Source organism: Hansschlegelia beijingensis (assembly GCF_014196425.1).
GTDB classification, from domain to species: Bacteria; Pseudomonadota; Alphaproteobacteria; order Rhizobiales; family Methylopilaceae; genus Methylopila; species Methylopila beijingensis.
This window is the reverse complement of sequence record NZ_JACIDR010000007.1, coordinates 159,786-184,500: the sequence shown is the minus strand read 5'-3', so window position 1 is coordinate 184,500 and position 24,715 is coordinate 159,786. Positions and strand designations below refer to the sequence as shown.

Below are 24,715 nucleotides of genomic sequence, written 5' to 3'. Positions count from 1 at the left end.
GAGGCGGAACTGCTTCTCGCACCGACAAGCCCTCCGCGATCGGAACCCGCGCGGCGCGCAGCCGTTCAGTTTGGTCGTACAGAGGAGTTCGGCCTCATGGCCCCGCGCGTGTTCTGGAAGGGCTACCTGAAGCTCTCGCTCGTGACCTGTCCGGTGGCGATGACGCCGGCGACGACGGAGAGCGAGCGCGTGCGCTTCCACACGCTCAACCGCAAGACGGGAAACCGTATCGCCAGCCACTACGTCGACTCGGTGACCGGCAAGGATGTTGATCCGGGCAGCGAGGTGAAGGGCTACGAGCGCGGCGAGAATGAGTACGTCATGCTCGAGGACGACGAGATCGACGCGGTTGCGCTCGAGAGCACGCATACGATCGACATCCAGACCTTTGCGCCACGCGAGTCCATCGGTTGGATCTGGTACGACCGGCCGCATTACCTCGCGCCGAACGACGAGGTCGGAGAGGAGGCGTTCGGGGTGATCCGGGAGGCGATGGCGGCGACCGACGTCGTGGGCATCTCGCGGCTCGTGATGTACCGGCGCGAGCGCGCGGTCCTGCTGGAGCCCCGCGGCAAGGGCATCGTGCTCTGGACGCTGCGCTATGGCGACGAGGTGCGGGACGAGGCCGAATACTTCCCGGGCAAGTCCCAGAAAGTCGACCCGAAGGCTCTTTCCCTCGTCGAGAAGCTGATCGCGGAGCGCACCACGGACTGGTCGCCGGAGATGGTGGCCGACCCCGTGCAGGCCACTCTCCTGGAGATGATCGCGTCCAAGAAGAAGGGCCGCAAGAAGGCGGCGCGTCCGAAGGACGAACCGGCCGAAACGCCTGCGGGCAATGTGGTCAACATCATGGACGCGCTGCGCAAGAGCCTCGCGGCCGAGGGGAAGAAGGGGGGCAAGGGCGCGCCCCGCTAGGCGGCGCGCTTCCTCCTTGTCTTGGTCGGACCGCCCGCGGACGGCAGCGGCTTGGCGGCCGCGCGGAAGTCCGCCCAAGGGTCGGCGGCGAGCGAAGCAAGCCGGGTGGGGGCGTTGTCGACCGTGAAATAGGCGGGGCCGATCGCGGGTCCGAGTTCGCTCCAGTCGAGCGGCATGGACACCGCGGCTCCCGGCCGCGCACGGGTGGAGTACGGGGCGACGGCCGTCGCTCCGCGTCCGTTACGCAGGTAGTCCACCAGGATCTTGCCCTTGCGCTTCGACTTGGTGACCGTCGCCACGTAGCGGTCCGGCTCGTCGGCCGCCATCGAATCCGCGAGCGCCTTCGTGAAGGGCTTGACCTCATCCCAGGTCGCCTGGGGTTTCAGCGGCGACACCACGTGCAAGCCTTTGCCGCCGGAAGTCTTCACAAAGGCGGCGAGCCCGGCGGCCTCGAGCCTTCTCTTCACCTCGAAGGCGGCCGAGATGATCTCTTCCCATGAGACGTCCTCGCCCGGATCGAGGTCCATGATGATCATGTCCGGCGTCTCGAGCGCCGCGATCGTCGATCCCCAGGGGTGGATCTCCAGCACGCCGCCCTGAACCAGACCAATCAGTCCGTCGCGGTCGTTGATCATCACGAGCGGCTCGTCGGACTTGTCTTTCGGATCGTCGAACACGCCGATCGCCCGGTTCATCCCCTTCCAACGGTGCTTCTGGAAGAAGCACTGATCCGTCACGCCCCCGGGGCACCGCAGCAGCGACAGCGGCCGCGCGACCACGAAGGGCGCGATGTGCGGCCAGACCTCCATGTAGTAGTTCGCGAGGCCCTGCTTGGTGACGCCGACGTCCGGCCAGTACACCCGGTCCGGATGGGTGAGGCTGACGGAGGACGGGCGCTGCGGCGTCTTGCCTTCGGCCGCTTCCGTCTCTCGCACCACCTCCACAGCGGGCTTGTCCTCACGCAGCCCGCGGAAGGCGGCGTGGCGCAGATGCCGGTCCGCCGTCCAGGCCCGGAACTCGATCTCCGCCACCAGTTCCGGCTTCACGTAGCGGACTTGCCGCGCCTCGTCTGCGGTGAGGCGATCGGCGAAGGGCGAGGCCTTCTGCTCAAGAGGCTCGAGCCGGTTCAGGAGGTCTTCAGCGACCTTGACGCTGAACCCCGTGCCGACGCGCCCGACGTGACGCAGTTCGCCATCCTCGAAGGCGCCGAGCACCAGCGAACCGATCGCACGGCGCGACGTGCTCGACGGAGTGAAGCCGCCGATCACGAACTCCTGGCGATCGGAACACTTGGACTTGACCCAGGTCTTCCCGCGCCCGGAGCGATAGGGCGCGTCGGCCTGTTTGGACACCACGCCTTCGAGGCTCAGGCGGCAGGCGTGCTGCAGGACCAGGTCTCCATTCTCGGGGAAGTGCTCCGAGCAGCGGACGCGGCCGGCGTCCTTGCCGATCAACTGCGAAAGAGCGGCCTTGCGGTCGAGCAGGGCGCAGGAGGTGAGATCGTAGCCATCGAGGTGGAGCAGGTCGAAAGCGTAGAACGTGAATCGATCTTGCCGCCCCTCGCTGAGATCCGCCTGAAGCGCGGAGAAATCGGAGGCGCCGGCGCCGTTCTCGACCACCATCTCGCCGTCTATCAGGGCCGCCGACGCCGGGAGCGCGGCCAGCGCGTCCGTGACCGTCGTGCCGAACTTGGCGGTCCAGTCCAGTCCGCTGCGCGTGAGCAGCCTGACCTCGCCGCGCTCGATCCGCGCTTGCAGCCGGTATCCGTCGAACTTGATCTCGTGGATCCAACGCGAGCCTTTCGGGGCTCTGGCGACGAGCGTCGCCAGCGCGGGCTCCACGAAGGAGGGCAGGCTCGCCTTCTTGGCCTTCTTGATCCTCGATGGGTCCAGGCCGCCGGCGGCGGGCTCGGCGGGGTCCGCTTCAATCCGGCCGGTCTTTGAGGACCAGCCAGGCGCCTCGCCCTTGAGGTCCTCGATCAGCCGCCCGGTTTTCACCGACTCCGGGCGCTCTTGGAGGATGTCCGGATCGGTTTCTGTCCGGGCCTCCTCGTCGTCTCCTTTGATCAGCAACCAGTTTTCGTGCTTCTCGCCCTTGCGTGGCGCCATCCGCACGAGGTGCCAACGTCCCCGAAGCTTTTCGCCGTGGATCTCGAATTCCAGATGGCCCTTGGCGAAGCCCTTCGCGGCGTCCCCGATCGGCGACCAGCTTCCGCGATCCCACAGGATGACCGAGCCGCCGCCATACTCGCCCTTCGGGATCGTCCCTTCGAAGTCGCCATATTCGAGCGGATGATCCTCGACGTGGACCGAAAGGCGCTTCTCGCCCGGCACGAGGCTCGGGCCCTTGGCGACGGCCCAGCTTTTCAGAACGCCTTCATATTCGAGGCGCAGATCGTAATGCAGCCGGCTCGCTGCGTGCTTCTGGATGAGGTAGCCGTCGCCGGCGCTCTGCGGCGCGTCCGATCCCGCAGGCTCCTTGGTCTTGCTGAAGTCGCGCTTGCGGCGGTAGGTCTCGAGCGCCATCGTCAGCTCGCCTTGCGCCGCGGCTCCGCGGCCTTCTTCCGGGGAGCCGGCTTGGCGCGAGGCGCCTTCTTGCCTTCTCCAGGCTTGCCCGACGCCCCGGCGCTCAGTCGAAGCGCCTCCATCAGATCGACGACCTTGGAGGCGGGAGCCTTCTTCGGCGGGGCGATCTTGCGCCCTTCCATCTTGGCCTTCACCAGTTCCGCCAGGGCGCTCTCGTAGCGATCATCGAAGGCCTTGGGATCGAACTCGCCGCGCTTGGTGTCGATGATGTGCCGCGCAAGGTCCAGCATCTCACCCTTGATGCTGAAGTCGTGGATGTCCGAGAACGCCTCCTCGGCGGACCGGACTTCGTAGTCGAAGTTCAGCGTCGTCGCGATCAGACCGCTTCCGTGAGGTCGTATCAGCAGGGTCCGCACCCGGCGGAACAGCACAGTGCTTGCGAGAGCCGCCACCTTCTTCTTCCGCATGCCTTCGCGAATGAGGCTGTACGCCTCCTCGGCGGACCGGTCAGTCGGCGCAAGATAATAGGGCTTGTCGAAGTAGACGTCGTCGACGTCGCTGCAGCCGATGAAAGCCTCGATCGAAAGCGTCTTGTCGCTTTGCGGAACCGCCGCCGCCACTTCCTCGGGTTCGAGCGTCACATACTCGCCCTGGGCGACCTCATAACCTTTGATCTGGTCGTCCCGCTCGACCGGCTTGCCCGTCTCCGCGTCGACGAATTCCCGCCTTACGCGATGACCCGTGTCCCGGTTGAGCGTGTGGAACGCGATGCGGTCTGAAGTCGACGCAGCCGTGTACAGGCCCACCGGGCAGGTCACCTCGCCGACCTTCAGAAAGCCCTTCCAATTCGCGCGTGGGGCCACGCTTCGCCTCCCGATGACAGAAGCGAACGTCGCCCCGAGGCTTTGGTTCCCAGGGCGGCGGCCGGAGATCGCGGGGAACGTTTCGGGATTTCCGGCCTTCTAAACCCGAAGCATCGACAGGGAGGACATTGATGAAGGCGCTCACCTGGCACGGCAAAGGCGACATCCGGTGCGAGAGCGTGCCTGATCCGACGATCCAGCACGGTCGCGACGCCATCATCAAGGTCACCGCCTGCGCGATCTGCGGTTCAGATCTGCACCTTTATAACGGCGTGATCCCGACGATGCAGAGCGGCGACGTTCTCGGCCACGAGTCGATGGGCGAGGTCGTCGAAGTCGGGCCCGACAACAAGGAGCTGAAGATCGGCGACCGCGTGGTCGTGCCGTTCACCATCTCCTGCGGCCAGTGTTTCTTCTGCAAGCGCGGCTTCTACTCCGGCTGCGAACGCTCGAACCCGAATAGCGAGATCGCCCGCAAGATGTGGGGGGCGTCGCCGGCCGGACTGCTCGGCTATTCGCACATGCTGGGCGGCTACGCAGGCGGGCAGGCCGAATACCTGCGCGTGCCCTACGCCGATGTCGGGCCCATCAAGGTGCCGTCAGGGCTCACCGACGAGCAGGTGCTGTTCCTCTCGGACATCTTTCCGACCGGCTACATGGCTGCGGATTTCTGCGACATCCAGCGCGGCGACACGATCGCCATCTGGGGCTGCGGCCCCGTCGGCCAGATGGCGATCCGCAGCGCCTTTCTCTTGGGCGCGGAACGGGTGCTCGCGGTCGACACCGTGCCGGAGCGGCTCGCCCTGGCCCGCGAGGCCGGAGCCGAGACCATCGATTTCATGAACGAGGACGTCTACGACCGCATCCGGGAGCTCACGAACGGCAGGCTGGCCGACGCCTGCATCGACGCGGTCGGAACCGAGGCGTCCGCGACCGCGAGCTTCGACAGCCTGGTGGATCGCGTGAAGATGGCGACCTTCATGGGCACCGACCGGCCGCATGTGCTTCGCCAGGCGATCCACTGCTGCCGCAACTTCGGCACCGTTTCGATCGTCGGCGTCTATGGCGGCTTTCTGGACAAGGTGCCGATGGGCTCCGCGATCAATCGGGGCCTGACATTCAGGATGGCCCAGACCCCCGTCCAGAAGTACCTGCCCACCCTGCTCCAGCGGATCGAAAAGGGTGAGATCGACCCCTCCTTCGTCATCACCCACACAGCGACGCTGGAAGAGGGGCCGGAGCTCTACAAGAAGTTCCGCGACAAAGAGGACGGCTGCATCAAGGTCGTCATGAAACCCTGAAGCGTCAGGAAGGTCCTATGGCGTCCATGAATCCGCCACGGCCGCTCGCGGTCGTCACCGGCGCGTCGACCGGCATTGGCTACGAACTCGCGCTTGTCTGCGCCAAGAACGGCTTCGACCTCGTGGTCGCGGCCGATGAGCCGCAAATCGAGGAAGCCGCGGAGGCCTTCAAGGCGTTCGCCGGACGGGTCATCACCGTACAGGCCGATCTCGCCACCACGGAGGGCAACGACAAGCTGATCGCGGCCATCGGCGAGAGGCCGGTCGACGCGCTGCTCGCCAATGCCGGGACCGGCCTTGGCGGGCCGTTCCTCGACCAGGATTTCGTTCGCGTCCGGCAGATAGTGGATACGAACATCACCGGAACGATCTATCTGATCCAGCGGATCGGGGCGCAGATGCGCGACCGAGGCGAGGGACGGATCCTCATCACCGGGTCCATCGCCGGCTTCATGCCCGGCTCCTTCCAGGCCGTCTACAACGGCTCAAAGGCCTTTCTGGACAGCTTCTCGTTCGCGATCCGGAACGAGCTCAAGGACACCGGCGTGACGGTGACCTGCCTCATGCCGGGCGCGACCGAGACGGACTTCTTCGAGCGCGCGGACATGCTCGACACCCAGCTCGCCACGCAGAAGAAGCAGGACGCCGCCGAGGTCGCGGAGATCGGCTTCAAGGCCATGATGAAGGGTCTGGGCGATGTCGTCACGGGCTGGCAGAACAAGCTGCAGTCCGCCATCGCGAACGTCATCCCCGCCGGGGTGACGGCCCAGATGCACCGCCGCATGGCCGAGCCGGGCTCCGGCGGATAGGAGAAGGGCCGGCGCGGTCAGCCGCGCCGGCGTCTCTCATCAACTGGGTTGGTTCTCGCCCGGCGCGCCCGCGGACGGGTCCGCCTCGGCTTCGTTGGCCTTGGATTGCGGGTCCTCGGGCGGCGGGACCGCCGCCGCTGACACCGAAGGCCAGCTCGATCCGCCGCTCAGTTCGCTTTCGGCTTGGGCCCAGTGCTGGTCGTGGCGGCCTTCAGGCCGGCCCTCCGAGAGCCAGATCTCATGGGCGCGCTCTCGAATATTCTCGATCTTGGGATCCATGACACTCCTCCATCGAGATCAATGAAGGAGTGTCGCGAAGGATTTGTTCCGATGCCACAGGCAGGTGGCGGGCGCGCAGATGGCGCCCGCGTTCGCTGCCTCAGTCGTCGTGCAACTCGCCGATGTGGCGCTGGGCGTACAGCTGCTCGCCGAGCTGCGCGACCAGATTCAGCTGCGTCTCGAGGAAGTCGATGTGGCCTTCCTCGTCCGCCATCAGCTCCTCGAACAGGTCGCGGCTCGGATAGTCCGCCACGGTCGCGCAGTAGGTCGCGGCTTCCTGATAGAGCTTGCGAGCCTCGTACTCGGCCGCAAGGTCGCACTCGAGGACTTCCTTGATGCTCTGGCCAATCCGAAGCGGGTCGAGCACCTGAAGATTGGGGAAGCCTTCAAGGAAGATGATGCGCGTGACGAACTTGTCCGCGTGGTTCATCTCCTCGATGGACTCGGCGCGCCACTTCTTCGCGAGCTCCGTGTAGCCCCAATCGTCCAGCATGCGATAATGCAGCCAGTACTGATTGATGGCCGTCAGCTCCGAGCGGAGGCCCCGGTTGAGAAACTCGATGACTTTGGCGTCGCCCTTCATGGCGCTCTCCTGCAGTTCGTCCGCGACCAGTTAGAAGTGTTCTAAACTCGCGCGGCCGCGGCCGCAAGGGCGGAGAGGCCCGGAGCGGCGGAGCGGCAGGAGCTAGCGTCGGCGATCGACTGTGGCGACTTCGACCACGTCGCCGGACATGCCGAGCACGTCGCCGGAGCCATGCGTGACCGCGGGGAAGGCGGCAGGGCAAGCCCCGCAAGCGGTTTCGACCGGCTGCTCAAGGCCCTTGATGTCGGCCAGCATGGCCTTGATGGTCCGGGCGCAGCGTCCGCATTGCGGGCTGCAGCCCAGGCACCGATAGACCTGACCGGGCGTCTGCGGGTTCGCCGCAGGATCGCCGATGGTGTTCTTGATCTGCGCCGCGCTTAAAACGTTGCACGAACAAACGATCATGACGTGTCCAACTCAGCGCGCGCTTACGAGTAGTTTGGAAGATCTCTAAACTACTGTTCTCACTCGTTATTTGCTCATATCGTGAGCGCTGAGCGAGAGTCAACGGCGCATCGGCGCGACGTCCTTCCGGACGGCCAGGTGATCAGTCGGCAAGAACGCGCGCGGTAGGAAACGTCACCTCCACCACAGTGCCGACGCCAACTTCGCTCTGCATGGAGAACAGCGCCTGGTTCGCTTCGGCGAGCGCCTTGGTGAGGGGGAGGCCGCCGCCGGGTTCCGAGTCCTTGCTCGCCGTCAGCGGCCGGAACGGCTCGACGGCTTTCGCAAGGTCCCTCGGCGACATGCCGGCGCCGGAGTCGCGGATCCTGACCACGGCCTGCCCCGCGTCCGTGAACACCGTGGCGGCGATCACCTGGCCGCCGGGGCGGCTGAGCTTCACCGCGTGGGAGAGCAGGTTCGTCAAGATCTGCCGCAGCGTCTTCCGGTCGGCGAGCACCGGCGGCAGCGTGCGCGCGAGCGAGGTCCGGATGATGACGCGGTCGCGGTTCGCCTGCGGCTGGAGCAGCGCGGCCGCCTGGGACAGCGCCTCGTTCAGATCGACCGGCGCGAAATCCAGCTGGAGCCGCCCGGTCTCCACCCGCGAGAGCTCGAGCAGATCCCCGACCAGAGCGATGAGGTGGTGGCCGGCTTGGCGGATGTCGCGCAGATAGTCCCTGTAGCGCGAGTTGCCGACCGCCCCGAAGCGCTCCTCGATCATCACGTCCGCGAAGCCGATGATCGCGGTGAGCGGGGTGCGGATCTCGTGCGCCACCCGGGTCAGGAACTCGGACTTCTGCGCGTTGGCGCGCTCCGCCTGGCGCTTGGCGGCGAGCAGCTCCTCCTCGGCCTTCTTCCAGTGCGTGATGTCCCGCAGCACCGCGCAATAGCGGCCCTCATGGGCGGGGCCGATGCGCCCGATGGTGAGATAGAGCGGGATCGCGCCGCCCTGGCTCGCGAGGCCGAGCACCTCGCGCCCGTCGTTCAGAATGGCCGCGACGCCGCTGCCCTTCAGGCTGTCGAGATAGTCGAACGCCACCCGGCGGCTTTCCGGCGCGAGCGACAGCGTGAACAGGCTGCCGATCACCTTGCGGGCGTCGATCCCGAACAGCGCCTGCGCGCTGCGGTTGACCGACAGGATGCGTCCGGCGGAATCCAGCGTCATGACCCCGTCGGTGGCGGTGTCGAGGATCTCCGCCATCTCCTTCTCGCGCTGGATCGCGGAATGAACCTCGGCCGAGTAGCCCTCGGCCCGCTTCAGCGTCACCAGCGTCGCCGGGGCGCCGCGCCAGCTGATCGCGTTGAGCCGGGCCTCGACGTCGATCTCCATCCCGTCCCGGGCCAGGACCCTAAGGTTCGAGGGCGCGGCGTCGTCCCGGGGCAGTTGCTCGGCGAAGAGATCCCCGGCGCCGCGCGAGACCAGGCTGGCGAGGTCGCTGTGGCCCAGCATGTCGAGCGCCGGGCGGTTGGCGTGCGCGACCTCGCCGGCGCGCAGGATCAGGGCGCCCAGCGGCAGCTTGTCCAGCACCCGCAGCAGATCGTCCGCATAGGAGGCGTCCGGGGCCCGGCCGTCGATGTCGTCGAGCGTCCAGTCGGCCGGCGGATTGGCCGGAACCACCATTTCGGCGGTCTCCGGGAGCGAGGCCGCCGGCCGCTCCGGGGCCTCCTGCGAAAGCCGCCCGCTGAAGTCGCGGAGGCGGCGCGCGATCTCGTCGAACGCGGTCTCCTCCACCACCGAGAGCCCTTGCGGCGCCGGCGGCCGCGGCGCGATCGCGGGGTCCCGCAGCTTGACGACGTTGCCTTCGAACGTTTCGGCCGGCTGAGGCAGCGAGACGATCGGCGGCGGCTCGTCGGCGAGCGCCGCCACCTCCGGCTCCTCCACGTGCGGCGCCGGCTGGCCGGAGCTCGGCGCGTCGGAGGGAGGCGTCTCGGGCGCGTCGGCCAGCGCCGCCGTCGGCTGCTGCTCCGATGCGGGTTCGGCCGGCGAAGCCTCGAGGGCGTCCGGCTGGGCGACCGGCACGGCCTCGTCGCTCCCGGGGGCGGTCGCCGGCGTGGCCCGGCCGAGGCCGCGGAAGCCGATGAAGGTGCGACCGCGATCGAAGATCGGCAGCGCCGACAGGACGAGCGGGAGCCGTCCTCCGCCGGCCAGCGGCCAGGCGATCCCGACATCCGCCCAGGGCGCCCGGGTCCGCAGCCGCTCCGCCACCTCGCCGGCGGGGTCGAGCCCGAGCTCGGCGCAGACCTCGTCCCAGGGGCGGCCGAGGGCCGAGGCCGCGCTCGCCCCCGCCACTTCGCCCAGGTCAGGAGACAGGAAGGCGATCCTGCCGCCGGCGTCGATCTCGAACACGAAACGCAGGTCGGACCAGTCCGGCGCTGCGGCCGGCGCGGCTGCGGGCTCCTCGCCGCCGTCCGCCTCGCCGCCGTCATCTTCGGCGACGGGCTCATCGGCTGCGGGCTCCTGCGCCAACTCCTCCTGCGCCACGTCTTCCTGCGCCAAAGGCGCCTCGGCGACGGGCTCCCGGGCCACGCGTTCCCGGGCCACAGGCTCGGGGGCGGGGAGTTCCTCGCCGCGGAGAGGCTCGTCGGGTCGCGCGGTCGGAAGCTCTTCGAGCGTCGCGCCGACGTCCGGCGAAGGCGCGGTCTGTTCCGCCTGCGCTCCCGCGCCGCCGCCGGCCGCCGGCTCGACGCTTTCCAGCAGCACGCCGTGCCCGTCGCCGACGACGATGCGCGATCCCTTGAACGTCATCGCGGCCCGGCCGGCCCCTTCCGTACGGATGCGCACCAGTCCGGTCGTGGTCGAAGCCCCGATCCGTTCCAGCACGGCCCGGGCGGCTTCGCCGAACGCGCCCTGCGCCCTGAGAAGCGCGGCCGCCGGGTTCGCCCAGACGATTTCGCCTTTGGCGTCGACCACGAACGCAGCCGGGGCGCTCTCGTCGGCAAGCGTCCGTTCCGCGTCGAAAGCGTTGAGGGGCGCGTCCAGGCCCATATCGTCCTCAGGCTGAGGGGTCGGCAGCGGCGCTGCGTTAATGAACTGTTAAATACCGGCCGCTCGAGAGGCCGTCTATGGCGGCGCCCCGCGTGTTCCGCCATGATCCGCCGTCAGGGTTAACTTCGGCCCCAGGAGCCTCACCGCCATGACGGACACCCGCAAAGGGACGTCGGAAAACTACGAGATTCCAAACGAACTGCGCGATTTCGCAGAGCAGAGCGTCGATCAGGCGCGCAAGGCCTTCTCGGGCTTCCTGGACGCCACCCTGAAGGCTGCGACCTCGCTCGAGACTCAGGCGGAGAGCGCGCAGGGGCGGTTCCGCGACGTCGCCGGGGAAGCGGTCTCCTTCGCGGAGCAGAACATGGCGGCGAGTTTCGACTACGCGCAGAAACTGCTGCGCGCGGGCTCGGTGGAGGAACTGCTCCGCGTCCAGACGGAGTTCGCCAAGAGCCAGCTCGAGACCCTCACCCGGCAGGTGCAGCGGCTCGGCGGGGCCGCCGGTCGTCCGGGCGACACAAAAGCCTGAGATAGATAACCCCGGCGCTTGATTATTTTGCAGTGCAGCATTATGTGTGCAGCGCACCAGAGAGTGTCGCGGCAGCGGGCGTATCGTCGCGACCATTGCTCATGAAGGCGATCGCAGCCCGGCGGAGCGCGGCCTTCTGACCTTTCACCTGTCCGCCGCACCTAGTGAGGAAGACAGATGGCTACCACCCAGAAGACCGCGTCCAAGGCTGAAGAGATGGTGGACGACGCCGCGGCGGCGGCGCGCGAGGCCAGCGAGGCGGCCCCGGCGGCCGTTCGTGAGCTCGCCGACAAGACCCTCCGGCAGGCGAAGGACGGCTATGCCCGCCTGAAGTCCGTGGCCGAGGAGGCGTCCGACGCCCTCGAGGACGCCTACGCGACCACGTCCAAGAGCTACAAGGAACTCGGCCGGAAGTCGGTCGAGGCGACGCGCTCGAACGTCAACGCGCATTTCGATTTCCTGCAGGCTCTGCTCGGCGCCAAGTCGGTCAGCCAGGCGGTCGAGCTTCAGGCGTCCTATGCGCGCCAGCAGTTCGACGTGATGACGGGGCAGCTCAGGGAGCTTTCCTCGCTCGCCCAGAAGGCGACCGCCGAGAGCGCGAAGCCGTTCCGTGATCTCGCCTCCCGCAGCCTGCGGCAGACCCAGATCTGACGTTTCGGCGACGGCCGGCTCCACCGGCCGTCGCCGCCTGCAAAATCCCGGGCGAGGATCTCGTCCGGGCTTTTTTGCGTCTTCGGCAGGTCGAACACGCTTGCCCGCCGCGGAGCTTTCACCTAGGTTCCGCGCGCCCTGACCGGCCCCCGTCAGGCCGCCATAGCTCAGTTGGTTAGAGCGCCAGATTGTGGATCTGGAGGTCCCCCGTTCAAGCCGGGGTGGCGGTACCACGGGCCCCTGGCCCCAAGCGGCCCTTCTTCACCCCCCCTGTGCCGACGCTCCGTTCGACCGGCGTCATTGCTCCGCCCGCGCGGGATGACGTCCCGTCGCCCCGTCGCTATATCAGGCGCCGCTGTTCCGCGGCCGCCCGGCATGGCGGCCCTTTCCGCTGGAGGCCCCATGGCTGCCGACGCTTCGTCCGAAAAGACGCCCGTCACCGTGCTCACCGGCTATCTCGGCGCCGGCAAGACGACGCTGCTCAACCGCATCCTCTCCGAACCTCACGGAAAGAAATACGCCGTCATCGTCAACGAGTTCGGCGAGATCGGCATCGACAACGACCTCGTCGTCGGAGCCGATGAGGAAGTCTTCGAGATGAACAATGGCTGCGTCTGCTGCACCGTACGCGGCGACCTGATCCGGATTCTCGAAGGCCTGATGAAGCGCAAGGGCAAGTTCGACGCGATCATCGTCGAGACCACCGGCCTCGCGGATCCCGCGCCGGTGGCGCAAACCTTCTTCATCGACGAGGAGGTCGGCCGGAAGGCCCGGCTCGACGCGGTCGTCACCGTCGCGGACGCGAAGTGGCTGACCGAGCGCCTCAAGGACGCGCCCGAGGCCAAGAACCAGATCGCGTTCGCGGACGTGATCCTGCTCAACAAGACCGACCTCGTCTCCAGGGACGAACTCGACGAGGTCGAGGGCCGTATCCGCGGCATCAACCCCTACGCGCGGGTGATCCGCACCACGAAATGCGACGTGCCGCTCGACGCGGTGCTCGACAAGGGCGCCTTCGACCTCGACCGCATCCTCAGCATCGAGCCGGCCTTCCTGGAGGCTGACGATCATGCGCATGACCACCACCACCACGGTCATGGCCACGACCACCATCACCACCATGAGCATGGGCCGGACTGCGGCTGCGGGCATGACCACGCCGCGGGCGAGGATCATGGCCACAAGCATCACGACCACGGCCATGGCGAGCACAGCCATGGCGGCCTCAAGCACTATCACGACGAGACCATGCAGTCGGTCGCGTTCGAGATCCCGGGCGACGTCGACGCCAACAAGTTCATGCCCTGGGTCAACAATCTCGCTCAGACCGAGGGCCAGAACTTCCTTCGCTGGAAGGGCATCCTGGCCTTTGCGGGCGAGCCGCGCCGGTTCGTCTTCCAGGGCGTGCACATGATCCTCGACGGCGACCTGCAGCGCGAGTGGAGGCCGGACGAGAAGCGTCGCTCGAAGATCGTGTTCATCGGCAAGGAGCTCGACGAGGCCAAGCTCAGGCAGGGATTCGAGGCCTGCGCGGCCTGAAGCTCGCGCGACGTCGCCGATCCGCCGAAACGCCAACTCCGGAACTGATCCTTCATGTCCATGCCCTCTGACGCCGGCTATCCCTCGCTGGTGGACCGCACCCGGCCCGTCGAGGCCGGCGCCTATGTGATCGCCGCGGCCTTTGTGGGCGAGGCGGCGGCCTTCGCGCTCGGCGACGGCGGGGTACTGTTCGTGGGGGAGGGCGGCGAGACCCGGATCGCGGCTCATGAGGGGGGCGTGCTCGTGGCGGCCGCGGCCGGGAACGAGCTCGTCACCGGCGGCGACGACGGCAGGGTGCTGCGGTTCAGGGGCGTCGGCGAGCCCGAGGCGCTCGGAGAGGTCGGCGGCGGCTGGATTGACGCCGTCGCCATCGGGGCGGACGGCGCGGTCGCGTGGTCGTCCGGCAAGCGCGTCTATGCGCGCGACGGCAAGGGCGAGGTCAGGACCACGGAGGCGCCGTCGGCGGTCCGCGGGCTCGCCTTCGCGCCCAAGGGCTATCAGGTCGCCGCGGCGCGCTACGGCGGCGTCTCGCTATGGTTTCCGCGCGTCGACGCGGCCCCGAAGGAGCTCGCCTGGAAGGGGTCGCATATCGACGTGACCTTCTCGCCCGACGGACGGTTCGTGGTCACGACCATGCAGGAGAACGCGCTCCACGGTTGGCGGATGGCCGACGGCGCGCACATGCGGATGTCGGGCTATCCGGGCAAGGTGCGCTCGGTGGACTGGACGAATGACGGCAAGGCGCTCGCCACCGCGGGCGCCGACGCCGCGATCCTGTGGCCGTTCCAGGCCAAGGACGGCCCGATGGGCAAGTCCCCCAAGGAACTCGGCGTCCGGCCCGCCCGGGTCTCGCGCGTCGCCTGCCATCCGCGCGCCGCGGTGGTGGCGCTCGGCTATGAGGATGGCTGCGTGCTGATGGTTCGGATCTCCGACGGGGCGGAGATCCTCGGGCGCAATCCGGGAGAGGGCGGTCCGGTCACGGCCCTGGCATGGGACAGCGCGGGGGCGCGCCTCGCCTTCGGGACCGAGGACGGCGCCGCCGGCGTCGTGGCGCTGCCGGCCGACTAGCCCGGCAGGCCCCGCTGCGCCGCGCCGGGCCCTTTCGCATCTGCGGGAACTGTATGGACTGCCAGCTCGCCGGCGCGACCGAAAGGCGGCCGGCCAGGCGGGAGCCGGCGGGCCGCGCCTCCCGCCGCGCGTCGCCTTCGACCGTCGCGGGCCAGGCCTAGCGGGCCGGGCTCAGCTCGCGATCGCGAGCGACGATTGGCGCACCTTGTGGGCCGACGCGCTGATCGACCCGGTCGCCTTCGCGATGCCCTCCATGCTGGCGGATATCGCCGCTACGCCCGCGGCCGCGGTCTGCATGTTGGTCGACATGGTGGCCGCGACCGCGTTCTGCTCCTCGACCGCGGCCGCGATGGCGCCGGAGATCTCGTTGATCGAGGTGATGGTCGCCGCGATCGCCTCGATCGCCTCGACGGCGTTCACGGTCGCGGCCTGGCTGCGCGCGATCTGGGTCTCGATCTCCTCCGTCGCCTTGCGGGTCTGGCATGCGAGGTTCTTGACCTCGGACGCCACCACCGCGAAGCCCCGTCCGGCCTCCCCGGCGCGGGCCGCCTCGATGGTGGCGTTCAGCGCGAGCAGGTTGGTCTGGCCCGCGATGTTCCCGATCAGGTCCACGATCTGCCCGATCCGCTCGGCGGAGGCGGCGAGGCCGGACACCACCTCGTTGGTCTCCTTCGCCTGCCGGACCGCATGATCCGAGATGCTCAACGCCCGTCCGAGCTGCTGGCTGATCTCCCCGATGGAAGCGCCGAGCTCGCCGACGCCGTGCGACACGGCGGTCACGTTGGCCGAGACGTCCTTGGAGGCGCCGGCGGCCCCGTTGGTCTGGGCGGCGACGTCCGAGATCGCGTCGCTGATCTCGCTGACGTCCCGGTCGATCATCACCTGCAGGCCGGACCGCCGGGCGCGATCCTGAACCTGGGCGGTCACGTCGGTCGCGAACTTGACCACCTTGAACGGAACGCCGTCCGGCGAGAGCACGGGGTTGTAGGAGGCCTGGATCCAGATCTCCCGGCCGCCGGCCCCGACCCGCCGGAACTCGGCCGATTTGTACTCGCCGCCACGAAGGGCGTCCCAGAAAGCTCGGTACTCCGCGCTCTGGGCGTGGGCCGGCTCGACGAACATGCTGTGATGTCGCCCGCGGATTTCGTCGATCGAGTAGCCGAGAACCGCGAGGAAGTTCGCGTTGGCGTCGAGCACGACTCCGTCCAGCGTGAACTCGATGACGCCTTGCGAGCGATAGATCGCCTTGATCTGCGCGTCGTCGTCAGCCGCCTTGAGCTTCTGCGCCGTGACGTCGACGGCGAGCTTCATGATCCTCACGGGCCTGCCGTGGCGCAGCACCGGGTTGTAGGAGGCCTGCAGCCAGACGGAGCGTCCGTCCTTGGCGATGCGACGGTACTCCGCAGAACGGTGCTGGCCGCTTCTCAGAGCCTCCCAGAAAGCCGCATAGTCCGGGCGGCGCGCGTCTTCCTCGGGGACAAAGATGCTGTGATGCTTGCCCCGGATCTCCTCGAGCTCATAGCCGACGACGTCAAGAAAGTTCCGGTTCGCGGTCACGATCTCGCCGTCCGGCGTGAACTCGATGATCGCCTGCGAGGTCTCGATGGCCGCAAACTTCGCCTGCAGGTCGTTGTGGAACAGCTGCTTCATTGCGGCCTCGGTGGATGGACCGCTGCAGCCTGCAGAACCTGCGTTGATTGTTCGTTAAATGCGACTGATCGCGGCGGTAACTCGCCCGTCACACGCGCCGGAACACCACCGGCGGCCGCTAAAAAAGCGTTAATTTCGCCGGCCGCAGCGCGCCCGTTCAGCAGGCGGCTACTCGGCCGCGGGAGGCAGGCTGGCGAACGCCGCCATGCTCCTGAGGGCCGCAGGCAGATCGCTGTCGGGCACCGACACCGGCTCGAAGCGTCCGGCGACGCCGCTTCCCGGCCTCCCGCGACGGCGCGCGACCTCCCGCTCGAAGGCGAGGAAATGGGTGGGTTCGCCGTCCGGCCCGAGAAGCGGCCGGCAGTCGATCTCCACGAGATATTTGCGGCCGTCTCCGCGATAATTCGTGATCTGCCCGTGGAAGCGCTGCTTCTCGGCGAGAGCTTTCGCGAAGAGGTCGAGGGTCGGGCGCCGGGTCTCGCGGCCCTGCATGAATCTTGGGCTGACGCCGATCACCTCCGCGAGCGGCCGGCCCGTGAGCAGCGCGAATGCGGGGTTTGCATAGAGGATCAGCGGCCCGGGCGCCGCAGGCTGGGCGTCCGTCAGGCAGATCGCGACCGGGCTGTCCTCGGCCAGCGCCCTGATCAGCTCGATGATCGTCATCTGCGCGATCCGAATGGGCGGGCGGCCGGATGGCCGCATCCGCCTTTTTTGGGTCCAGGGCCGGGCCGAACGGCGCGGATCCGCTCGGTCACCTCACGAAGAAATTCCGGAACTGCCAGGGATCGCTCTCGTCGATGTTCTCCGGGAACAGGCCGGGGCGATTCTCGAGCGGCGTCCAGTCCGTGTAGTAGCCCTTCACCGGTCCGAGATAGGGGCGCTGGATCTCGAGGCAGCGCTTGAAGTCCATCTCGTCGGTCTCGACGATGCCCTCGTTCGGGTTCTCCAGCGCCCAGACCATTCCGGCCAGAACCGCCGAGGTCACCTGCAGGCCCGTGGCGTTCTGGTAGGGCGCCAGCGTGCGCGTCTCCTCCAGCGAAAGCTGCGAGCCGTACCAGTAGGCGCCCTTGCCATGGCCGTAGAGCAGGACGCCGAGCTCGTCGACGCCGTCGACCAGCTCGTCCTCGTCGAGCACGTGCAGCCTGTCCTGCACCTTGCCCTCCGCGCCGAACAGCTCGTGCCACGACAGCACCGCGTCGTCGGCGGGATGATAGGCGTAGTGGCAGGTCGGCCGGTAGACCGGCTTGCCGTCCTCCCAGACGGTGAAGTAGTCGGCGATCGAGATCGACTCGTTGTGCGTGACGAGGAAGCCGTATTGCGGCCCGGGCGTCGGGCACCAGGTGCGCACCAGGGTCGCGGCGCCCGGCTGCATCAGGTAGATCGCCGGCGCGTTCGGATCCGGATGCCGCTCGGCGTTCGCCGGCGCCCACTTCTCGTGGGTTCCCCAGCCGAGCTCGGCCGGCTGAAGGCCCTCCGAGATGAAGCCCTCGACCGACCAGGTGTTGAGGAAGACGTTGCGCTCCTTCGGCTTCTTGCCGCGCTGCGTGTCGCGCTCGGCGATGTGCACGCCCTTGACGCCGATGTGGCGCATCAGCGCGGCCCATTCCTCCCGCGAGGTCGGCTCCGGCACGTTGAGCTTCATGTCGGAGGCGATGTTGAGCGCCGCCTGCTTGACGAAGAACGAGACCATTCCGGGGTTCGCGCCGCAGGTCGAGACCGCCGTGGTGCCGCCGGGGTTGCGGCGGCGCGCGTCCAGGGTCATCTGGCGCAGGGCGTAGTTGGAGCGCTCGCTCGGGCCCTTGGTCTTGTCGAAGTAGAAGCCGAGCCAGGGCTCGTTGACGGTGTCGATGTAGAGGCAGCCTAGCTCGCGGCAGAGCTCCATGAGGTCGACCGACCCGGTGTCGACCGACAGGTTCACGCAGAAGCCCTGGCCGCCGCCATTGGTCAGGAGAGGGGTGAGCAGCTCGCGGTAGTTCTCGCGGGTGACGGCCTTCTGGATGAAGGGCACGCCGTATTCGTCAAGAACGTGCTTGTTGAGGTCGCTCGGATCGATGGCGACGATGCGGCTCTTGTCATACTCGAAGTGTCGCTCGATCAGCGGCAGAACGCCGCGCCCGATGGAGCCGAAGCCGATCATCACGATGGGACCGTCGATCTTGGCGTACACCGGATAATCGGTCATTCCTCAAAACTCCTTCGCTCGGCGAGCCTGGTCGCCGGCGATAAAGGCCGAACGGGGCAGGACAATCAACCGCGCAGCGTGACGCGGACATGACGGTCTCCGCGTAACGCCGCCGGCTCTCTCCGCGTATCGCTTAACAAGGATCCCCGGTGCGCCATCAAGAACGGGACTGGGCCTCCTGGATGAAGGCGGCGCACGCCGGCGACGCAGCCTCCTACAGGCTGCTCCTCGAGGCGTTGACGCCCTTTCTCCGGGCGGTGGTTCGCAGACGCGGCGCGTCGCTGGGACTGGACGCAGCGGATGTCGAGGACGTGGTTCAGGAAACCTTGCTGGCGATCCATCTCAAGCGAGGCTCTTGGGATCCCCGGCAGCCTGTGGGTCCCTGGGTCGCGGCGATCGCGCGCAACAAGGTGATCGACGCCATGCGACGCCGCGGCCGTCGCATCAACGTGCCGATCGAGGATTTCCTCGAGACGCTGCCGGCGCCGGAGCCCGAGGGCGAGCTCTCCTCGCGCGAGGCCGAGCGGCTGATCGACGTCCTCAAGGGGCGCCAGCACGAGGTGGTCAAGTCGATCACCATCGACGGCGAGGACATCCGCGGAACCGCGGAGCGCCTCCAGATGAGCGAAGGAGCAGTGCGGGTCGCGCTGCATCGTGGACTGGCGGCCCTGTCGGCCGCCTATCGGAGTTTCAGGGAATGAAGACCGAGGCGCTGATCGGCGCTCTGACCGCGGACGCCGCAGCCAACAAGCCGCGGCGCCTGACCGGCGCGTTCTGGACGGCCGTGGCGGTCGGGACGCTGTGCGCCGCGGCGGCCTTCGCGCTGACCATCGGGCCGCGCTCCGACGTCCTGACCGCGGTCGGCTCCGTGCGCTACGTGTTCAAGTTCGTGGTCACGATCGCGCTCGCCATAGGGGCGGCGGCGTTCCTTCGGCGGCTGACGCGTCCCGCGGCGACGTCCGGCGCCGGCGCCCTGGCGCTGTGGGCCGCCCCGATCCTGCTCGCGCTCGGCGTAGGCGTCGAGCTGATGGTCATCCCGTCCGCGGAGTGGCCCGCCCGCGTCATCGGCTACAACGCGCTGCTCTGCATGGCGATGATCCCGCTGCTCGCGGCGCTTCCGCTCGGGGCGCTGCTCTGGGCGCTTCGCGGCGCGGCGCCGGCCTCGCCGGCCGCCATGGGCGCCATCGCGGGCGTTCTCGCCGCCGCGATCGCCGCGACGTTCTACGCCGCGCACTGCCGGGACGACTCGCCGCTGTTCGTGGCCGTCTGGTACCCGATCGGGGTTGCGATCGTGACCACAGCGGGCGCCGCGCTCGGCGCCCGTCTGCTGCGCTGGTGACGACGCGTCGCCGTCAGGCGGCGCGCCGCGGCTGAAGCCGGGGAGCTTCGCCGAACGGCAGCGCGATGGCGCCGGTGGGGCGCACCGGCCCCTCTGCGCCCGCAAGGGCGCCGTCGGCGAGCTCCAGGGCGAGGAAGCGCGCACGGTCCACCCAGCCCGGCAACGTCAGCCGCCCGGTGCGATCCGCCGAAAAGCCGAACCGCCCATAATAGGCCGCGTCGCCCACCAGCATCACCGCCTCGTGGCCGAGCTGGCGTGCCCGCTCGAGACCCGCCGCCATGAGCGCGGAGCCGAGCCCGAGCCCGCGCGCGGCTTCGTCCACCGCGAGCGGCCCGAGCATGAGGCCGGGCCGGCCGCCGAGCGCCACATGCCAGAAGCGCAGCGTGCCGAGCAGGCGGCCATCGGCGTCCTCCGCGGCGAAGGACAGGCCCTGAGCCGGCAAGCGCCGCTCGCGCAGCCGCTCGCACGTCTTCATGAACCGCGCCGGGCCGAACGCGCGATCGAGCAGCGCCTCGCGGGCCCCGGCGTCAGCCGGAGCCTCGTCCCTGATCAGGATCATCGACGCCTCCGTCAGATGACGTGCGAAGCGAGCGGCAGGAAGCCGTTGAAGGCCACCGCCGCATAGGTGGTGGTGTAGGCGCCGCAGGCCTCGATCAGAACCTTGTCGCCGATCGAGAGGCTGACCGGCAGGGGATACGGCGTCTTTTCGTACAGCACGTCGGCGGAGTCGCAGGTCGGACCGGCGAGGACGCAGGGCGCCGTCGCGCCGCCGTCATGGGCGGTGCGGATCGGGTACCGGATCGCCTCGTCCATCGTCTCGGCGAGGCCGCCGAACTTGCCGATGTCGAGATAGACCCAGCGGATCTCGTCCTCGGCGTCCGACTTCTTCGACACCAGCACGACCTCCGCCTCGATCCAGCCGGCGTCGCCGACCATGCCGCGGCCCGGCTCGATGATGGTCTCGGGGATGCGGTTGCCGAAATGCGCGCGCAGGGCCTCGAAGATCGACGCGCCATAGGCCTCGACCGCCGGGACGTCGCGCAGATAGCGGGTCGGGAAGCCGCCGCCGAGATTGACCATGGACAGCGCGAGGCCGCGCCGCTCGCACTCGCGGAAGATCTCCGCCGCGGAGGCGAGCGCGGCGTCCCACGCGCCGACATTGTTCTGCTGCGAGCCGACGTGGAACGACACGCCATAGGCGATCAGCCCGCGCACATGGGCGTGCTCGAGCACGTCCGCCGCCATCTCGGGCGCGCAGCCGAACTTGCGCGACAGCGGCCATTCGGCGCCCGCGCCGTCCGCCAGGATGCGGCAGAACACCTTGGCGCCGGGGGCGGCGCGCTCGATCTTCTCGACCTCTTCGCGGCAGTCGACGGCGAACAGGCGCACGCCACGGGCGTAGGCGGCCGCGACGTCGCGCTCCTTCTTGATCGTGTTGCCGAACGAGATGCGGTCGGCCGACGCGCCGGTCGCGAGCGCCATGTCGATCTCGGCGACCGACGCGCAATCGAAGCACGAGCCGAGCTCGGCCAGCAGCTTCAGGATCTTCGGATCGGGGTTCGCCTTGACCGCGTAGAACACGCGCGTGTCCGGCAGCGCGTGCGCGAACTTGGCGTAGTTCGCGCGCACGACCTCGCTGTCGACGACGAGCACCGGCCCGTCGGACTGGCCCTCGGCGAGGAAACGTCGGACTCGGTCGTTGCCGAGAGCGTCGAGATGGGAGGTCATGGCGGGAAGTCCCCAAGCAACGTCAGTGGCCGGTGGATGGACGCCCTCCGTTCGGCCGCGCTGTGGAGACGCGGCCGTCCGATAGATGCGCCGTTCCGTGACCGCCTCCCTCGGGGCTGCGGCCGTCGATCACGCCGTAGTCGCGACGACCTTCGGGACGGATGGAATCCGGCCGATCAGGTCTTCGCCACGCTTGGGACTTGGGATGAACCCGCGACCCGCGCGCCCGGCAAGGATGTAGTCGCCTCTTCAGTGACCCCGGCCTGTGGAGAGCCGGGAGAGACCAAAAAAGCCCTCTACGTCGTTGCTTCACGTCGCGTCCGCCGCCGGAGAGGCGACTTAGAGCCGGTTGGGATTTCCGGCCATCGGGTTGCCCGGCGGGGAGTTCCCGCCAACCCGACACACGACACAGGCACGCGCGAAATTGGGCAGGCGCGGAGATAGGGGCGTTCGCGCCGGCATGCAAGCGGCATCTTCGGTTCGTGACAGGGTTTTTTGGGGCTGCGCCCGTTCCGCAACGGCGATGCGAAACGCGGACCGCTGCTTGCCGGCCGCCGCGCTCCCCGTTTAGAATCCGCCGACGGCCGAAACCTCCCCTCCGGCCGCCGGCGCGCAACCTTCTCCGAGTAAACGCAGGCCGCCTCGCGGCCTGCCGCGAGTCCTGATCCGCATGACCGACAGCGTCACCCGCCCGCTCAGCCGCCGGCGCGCGCTTGGCCTCGGCCTCGCCGCGGCCGGCTCCGCCCTGATAGGGGGGCGGGCGGCGGCCCAGCAGCCGGAGCCGGCCGCCTTCGGCTATCAGGACGTGCTCAGGCGGGCGCGCGAACTGGTCTCCAAGCCCTACGACCCCGGGGTGAGGGAGCTCCCGCAGGAGCTCCGCAACCTGAACTTCGACCAGTACCGGGAGATCCGCTTCCGGTCCGACCGCGCGCTGCTCGCGGGCGGCGGCGGGCAGTTCCGCATGCAGATGTTCCACCCGGGCTTCCTGTATCAGCGCCCGGTGGTGGTGAACGTGGTGCGTGACGGGATCGCGACCCCGGCCCCCTATTCGGGCGCGCTGTTCGACTACGGCGCCAACAAGTTCCAGCGGCCGCTTCCGGTCGATCTCGGCTTCGCGGGCTTCCGGCTGCATTACCCGCTGAACGATCCGCGCGTGTTCGACGAGCTCATCTCCTTCGTCGGCGCGAGCTATTTCAGGGCGCTCGGCCGGAACCAGGTCTACGGCCTGTCGGCGCGCGGCATCGCGGTGAACTGCGGCGGGCCGGAGCCGGAGGAGTTTCCGGACTTCCGCGAGTTCTGGGTGCAGATGCCCGGCCCCGACGACGAGAGCGCCACCATCTACGCCCTGCTCGACGGCGCGTCGCTGACCGGCGCCTATCGCTTCACCGTCTACCCGGACGTCGAGACCGTGGTCGACGTCACCGCGACGCTGATCCCGCGCAGGCCGATCGCCAAGCTCGGCGTCGCGCCGCTCACCTCGATGTTCTTCTACGCCGAGAACCAGCGCCGGCATTTCTCGGATTTCCGCCCGGAACTGCACGATTCGGACGGGTTGCTGATGCAGACCAGCGGCGGCGAGTTCGTCTGGCGGCCGCTGCGCAACCCGAAGACGCCGCAGATCTCGGCCTTCTGGGACCGCGACCCCAAGGGCTTCGGCCTGATGCAGCGCGACCGGCTGTTCGAGCACTACCAGGACCTCGACCTGAACTACCAGATGCGGCCGAGCTACTGGATCGAGCCGCACGAGGGCTGGGGCGAGGGCCGCGTCGAGCTCGTCGAGCTGCCGACCGACGACGAGAGCAACGACAACATCGTCGCCTTCTGGGTGCCGTCCGCGCCCGCCGAGGTCGGCAAGGAGCGCAGCTTCGGCTACCGCATCCGCGCCATGACGTCGGACGCGCGGCTGCATACCGGCGGACGGGCGGTGAACACCTATCCGACCCGCGCCGCCGCGCTCGGCTCGGCCGAGCCGGTGCCGCCCGGCACGCAACGCTTCATCATCGACTTCTCGGGCGGCGACCTCGGCTTCTTCCTGGCCGATCCGGCCCGCGTCTCGGTCGTGCCGTCGACCTCCTCGGGCTCGATCCTGCGCACCTTCGTGACGCCCAACCCGAAGATCGGCGGCTTCCGGGTCGGGGTCGACGTGCAGGCCGACACCGGCAAGACGATGGAGCTGCGCGCCTTCCTGAAGGCGGGCGACCGGGCGCTGACGGAAACCTGGACCTTCCCCTACGCGCCCGAGAACGCGACCTAGGCGCGGCTGACCGCGACGCTCTTCACCAGCGCGTAGACGACGCGGCCCGGGGCGAGATCGAGCTCGGCGGCCGCGCGGCGGGTGATCTCGGCGCGCAGCACGGCGCCGCCGACGTCGACCGAGACCGACGCGTAGGGGCCGTCGCCGCGCTTCACGCCGCGGACCACCCCGGAGAGCACGTTGCGCACCGAGGAGCGCTGCGGCGGATCGAGCGCGATCGCCACGTCGCGCGCGAGGAATCGCAGCCGCGCGGGATCGCCCGGCGCGCCGATCAGGCCCGGGACCCAGACCCGGTGGCCGCCGAGCGCAAGCCCCGTCAGGCCGTAGCGTTCGTCGCGCTCGGCGATGGTGGCCTCGACCGTCACGCCGTCGAGCAGGCGGTCTCCGGCGCTCGCAAGCCCCGCGGCCGCGATGGTCTCCTCGATCGCGCCCGCGGCGACGATCCTGCCGCCCTCCAGCACGATGAGCCCGCGGGCGAGCCGACGCGCCTCCTCGAGCGCGTGCGTGACGTAGAGCACCGGCAGCGAAACCTCCTGGATCAGGGCCTCCAGGAACGGCAGGATCTCGGCCTTCCGCTCGGCGTCGAGCGCCGCGAGCGGCTCGTCGAACAGCAGGGCGCGCGGGCCGGAGAGCAGCGCCCGCCCGATCGCCACCCGCTGCCGCTCGCCGCCCGAGAGCGAGCGCGGCCGGCGCGACAGCAGATGCCCGACCCCCAGGGTCTCGACCACCTGGTCGAAGGCCGGGGCCGCGGCGTCGCGTCGCCGCCTGCGGCCGAACAGCAGGTTCGAGCGCACCGACAGATGCGGAAACAGACGGCTTTCCTGGAACACGACGCCGATCCGCCGCTTGCGGACCGGCAGGTTCACGCCGGCTCCGCTGTCGAACAGGACGGTTCCGTCGAGGTCGATGTGGCCCTCGTCCGGCCGCGCCAGCCCCGCCACGGCCGCCACGAGGGTGGACTTGCCGGCGCCCGAGCGACCCACGACGGCGGTCACGCCGGCCGGCGCGGCGAATGCGACGTCGAGCGAGAAGGCTCCCGCGCGGCGGCTTATCTCGACGTCCAGCATCAGCGC

General features: G+C 68.8%; 22 protein-coding genes and 1 tRNA gene. 11 read left to right on the top strand and 12 right to left on the bottom strand.

Annotated features, from left to right (window positions below):
* The first annotated feature begins 96 nt into the window (after nt 1-96).
* Nucleotides 97-915, top strand: coding sequence for a non-homologous end joining protein Ku (gene ku, locus GGR24_RS17005; RefSeq protein ID WP_183396588.1), 819 nt, complete (start codon nt 97-99; stop codon nt 913-915).
* Here the strand turns inward: ku (GGR24_RS17005) and ligD are convergent.
* Both ligD and ku (GGR24_RS16995) read right to left on the bottom strand, forming a co-directional pair.
* A complete protein-coding gene (ligD, locus tag GGR24_RS17000) occupies nt 912-3,440 on the bottom strand; it encodes a DNA ligase D (RefSeq protein WP_183396587.1) in 2,529 nt (842 codons plus the stop codon). The genes ku (GGR24_RS17005) and ligD overlap by 4 nt on opposite strands.
* A 2-nt stretch (nt 3,441-3,442) precedes the next feature.
* Nucleotides 3,443-4,303 (bottom strand): non-homologous end joining protein Ku, encoded by an 861-nt coding sequence (ku, locus tag GGR24_RS16995; protein WP_183396586.1) that lies wholly within the window; start codon nt 4,301-4,303, stop codon nt 3,443-3,445.
* A gap of 131 nt (nt 4,304-4,434) precedes the next feature.
* Here ku (GGR24_RS16995) and GGR24_RS16990 point away from each other — a divergent pair, with 131 nt between their 5' ends.
* Together GGR24_RS16990 and GGR24_RS16985 are read left to right on the top strand one after the other, a co-directional pair.
* A complete protein-coding gene (locus tag GGR24_RS16990; protein WP_183396585.1) occupies nt 4,435-5,604 on the top strand; it encodes a zinc-dependent alcohol dehydrogenase in 1,170 nt (389 codons plus the stop codon).
* A gap of 17 nt (nt 5,605-5,621) precedes the next feature.
* A complete protein-coding gene (locus GGR24_RS16985; protein ID WP_428978237.1) occupies nt 5,622-6,413 on the top strand; it encodes an SDR family NAD(P)-dependent oxidoreductase in 792 nt (263 codons plus the stop codon).
* 39 nt (nt 6,414-6,452) lie between these two features.
* On the opposite strand, the gene GGR24_RS16980 is transcribed toward GGR24_RS16985, so the two are convergent.
* From GGR24_RS16980 to GGR24_RS16965, 4 genes are all read right to left on the bottom strand, one after another.
* Nucleotides 6,453-6,692 carry a DUF2934 domain-containing protein gene (locus tag GGR24_RS16980; protein ID WP_183396584.1) on the bottom strand — a complete coding sequence of 80 codons (240 nt, stop codon included), beginning with the start codon at nt 6,690-6,692 and terminating at the stop codon, nt 6,453-6,455.
* A gap of 100 nt (nt 6,693-6,792) precedes the next feature.
* Nucleotides 6,793-7,275, bottom strand: coding sequence for a bacterioferritin (gene bfr, locus GGR24_RS16975; RefSeq protein ID WP_183396583.1), 483 nt, complete (start codon nt 7,273-7,275; stop codon nt 6,793-6,795).
* Between the two features lie 102 nt (nt 7,276-7,377).
* Nucleotides 7,378-7,680 carry a (2Fe-2S)-binding protein gene (locus GGR24_RS16970; protein WP_183396582.1) on the bottom strand — a complete coding sequence of 101 codons (303 nt, stop codon included), beginning with the start codon at nt 7,678-7,680 and terminating at the stop codon, nt 7,378-7,380.
* 142 nt (nt 7,681-7,822) lie between these two features.
* Nucleotides 7,823-10,702 (bottom strand): PAS domain S-box protein, encoded by a 2,880-nt coding sequence (locus GGR24_RS16965; RefSeq protein WP_183396581.1) that lies wholly within the window; start codon nt 10,700-10,702, stop codon nt 7,823-7,825.
* Between the two features lie 148 nt (nt 10,703-10,850).
* Between GGR24_RS16965 and GGR24_RS16960 the strand changes: the two genes are divergently transcribed.
* The 5 genes from GGR24_RS16960 to GGR24_RS16940 all read left to right on the top strand — a co-directional run bounded on the left by GGR24_RS16960 (nt 10,851) and on the right by GGR24_RS16940 (nt 14,489).
* On the top strand, nt 10,851-11,231 hold the full coding sequence (locus GGR24_RS16960) for a phasin family protein (protein WP_183396580.1): 381 nt from the start codon (nt 10,851-10,853) through the stop codon (nt 11,229-11,231).
* Between the two features lie 177 nt (nt 11,232-11,408).
* On the top strand, nt 11,409-11,882 hold the full coding sequence (locus GGR24_RS16955; RefSeq protein WP_183396579.1) for a phasin: 474 nt from the start codon (nt 11,409-11,411) through the stop codon (nt 11,880-11,882).
* Nucleotides 11,883-12,038: 156 nt separating this feature from the next.
* A tRNA-His gene (locus tag GGR24_RS16950) sits at nt 12,039-12,115 on the top strand.
* A gap of 169 nt (nt 12,116-12,284) precedes the next feature.
* Complete coding sequence (locus tag GGR24_RS16945; protein WP_183396578.1) at nt 12,285-13,421, top strand: CobW family GTP-binding protein; 1,137 nt, start codon at nt 12,285-12,287, stop codon at nt 13,419-13,421.
* Between the two features lie 54 nt (nt 13,422-13,475).
* Nucleotides 13,476-14,489, top strand: coding sequence for a WD40 repeat domain-containing protein (locus GGR24_RS16940; RefSeq protein ID WP_183396577.1), 1,014 nt, complete (start codon nt 13,476-13,478; stop codon nt 14,487-14,489).
* A gap of 171 nt (nt 14,490-14,660) precedes the next feature.
* On the opposite strand, the gene GGR24_RS16935 is transcribed toward GGR24_RS16940, so the two are convergent.
* The 3 genes from GGR24_RS16935 to GGR24_RS16925 all read right to left on the bottom strand — a co-directional run bounded on the left by GGR24_RS16935 (nt 14,661) and on the right by GGR24_RS16925 (nt 18,321).
* Nucleotides 14,661-16,139, bottom strand: a complete 1,479-nt coding sequence (locus GGR24_RS16935) for a methyl-accepting chemotaxis protein (protein WP_183396576.1) — start codon at nt 16,137-16,139, stop codon at nt 14,661-14,663.
* Between the two features lie 168 nt (nt 16,140-16,307).
* Nucleotides 16,308-16,802 carry a PAS domain-containing protein gene (locus GGR24_RS16930; RefSeq protein WP_183396575.1) on the bottom strand — a complete coding sequence of 165 codons (495 nt, stop codon included), beginning with the start codon at nt 16,800-16,802 and terminating at the stop codon, nt 16,308-16,310.
* Nucleotides 16,803-16,890: 88 nt separating this feature from the next.
* On the bottom strand, nt 16,891-18,321 hold the full coding sequence (locus GGR24_RS16925; RefSeq protein WP_183396574.1) for a homospermidine synthase: 1,431 nt from the start codon (nt 18,319-18,321) through the stop codon (nt 16,891-16,893).
* Between the two features lie 149 nt (nt 18,322-18,470).
* Between GGR24_RS16925 and GGR24_RS16920 the strand changes: the two genes are divergently transcribed.
* Both GGR24_RS16920 and GGR24_RS16915 read left to right on the top strand, forming a co-directional pair.
* Nucleotides 18,471-19,022, top strand: a complete 552-nt coding sequence (locus GGR24_RS16920; RefSeq protein WP_183396573.1) for a sigma-70 family RNA polymerase sigma factor — start codon at nt 18,471-18,473, stop codon at nt 19,020-19,022.
* Nucleotides 19,019-19,660, top strand: coding sequence for an NrsF family protein (locus tag GGR24_RS16915; RefSeq protein ID WP_183396572.1), 642 nt, complete (start codon nt 19,019-19,021; stop codon nt 19,658-19,660). Before GGR24_RS16920 ends, GGR24_RS16915 begins: the two co-directional genes overlap by 4 nt.
* A 13-nt stretch (nt 19,661-19,673) precedes the next feature.
* Here the strand turns inward: GGR24_RS16915 and GGR24_RS16910 are convergent, their stop codons facing one another.
* On the bottom strand, nt 19,674-20,219 hold the full coding sequence (locus GGR24_RS16910) for a GNAT family N-acetyltransferase (RefSeq protein WP_183396571.1): 546 nt from the start codon (nt 20,217-20,219) through the stop codon (nt 19,674-19,676).
* Nucleotides 20,220-20,230: 11 nt separating this feature from the next.
* On the bottom strand, nt 20,231-21,388 hold the full coding sequence (locus GGR24_RS16905; RefSeq protein WP_183396570.1) for a type III PLP-dependent enzyme: 1,158 nt from the start codon (nt 21,386-21,388) through the stop codon (nt 20,231-20,233).
* A 670-nt stretch (nt 21,389-22,058) separates the two neighbouring features.
* Here GGR24_RS16905 and GGR24_RS16900 point away from each other — a divergent pair.
* Complete coding sequence (locus GGR24_RS16900) at nt 22,059-23,642, top strand: OpgD/OpgG family glucan biosynthesis protein (RefSeq protein WP_183396569.1); 1,584 nt, start codon at nt 22,059-22,061, stop codon at nt 23,640-23,642.
* On the opposite strand, the gene modC is transcribed toward GGR24_RS16900, so the two are convergent.
* Complete coding sequence (modC, locus tag GGR24_RS16895; RefSeq protein WP_183396568.1) at nt 23,639-24,709, bottom strand: molybdenum ABC transporter ATP-binding protein; 1,071 nt, start codon at nt 24,707-24,709, stop codon at nt 23,639-23,641. The genes GGR24_RS16900 and modC overlap by 4 nt on opposite strands.
* Nucleotides 24,710-24,715: the final 6 nt, after the last annotated feature.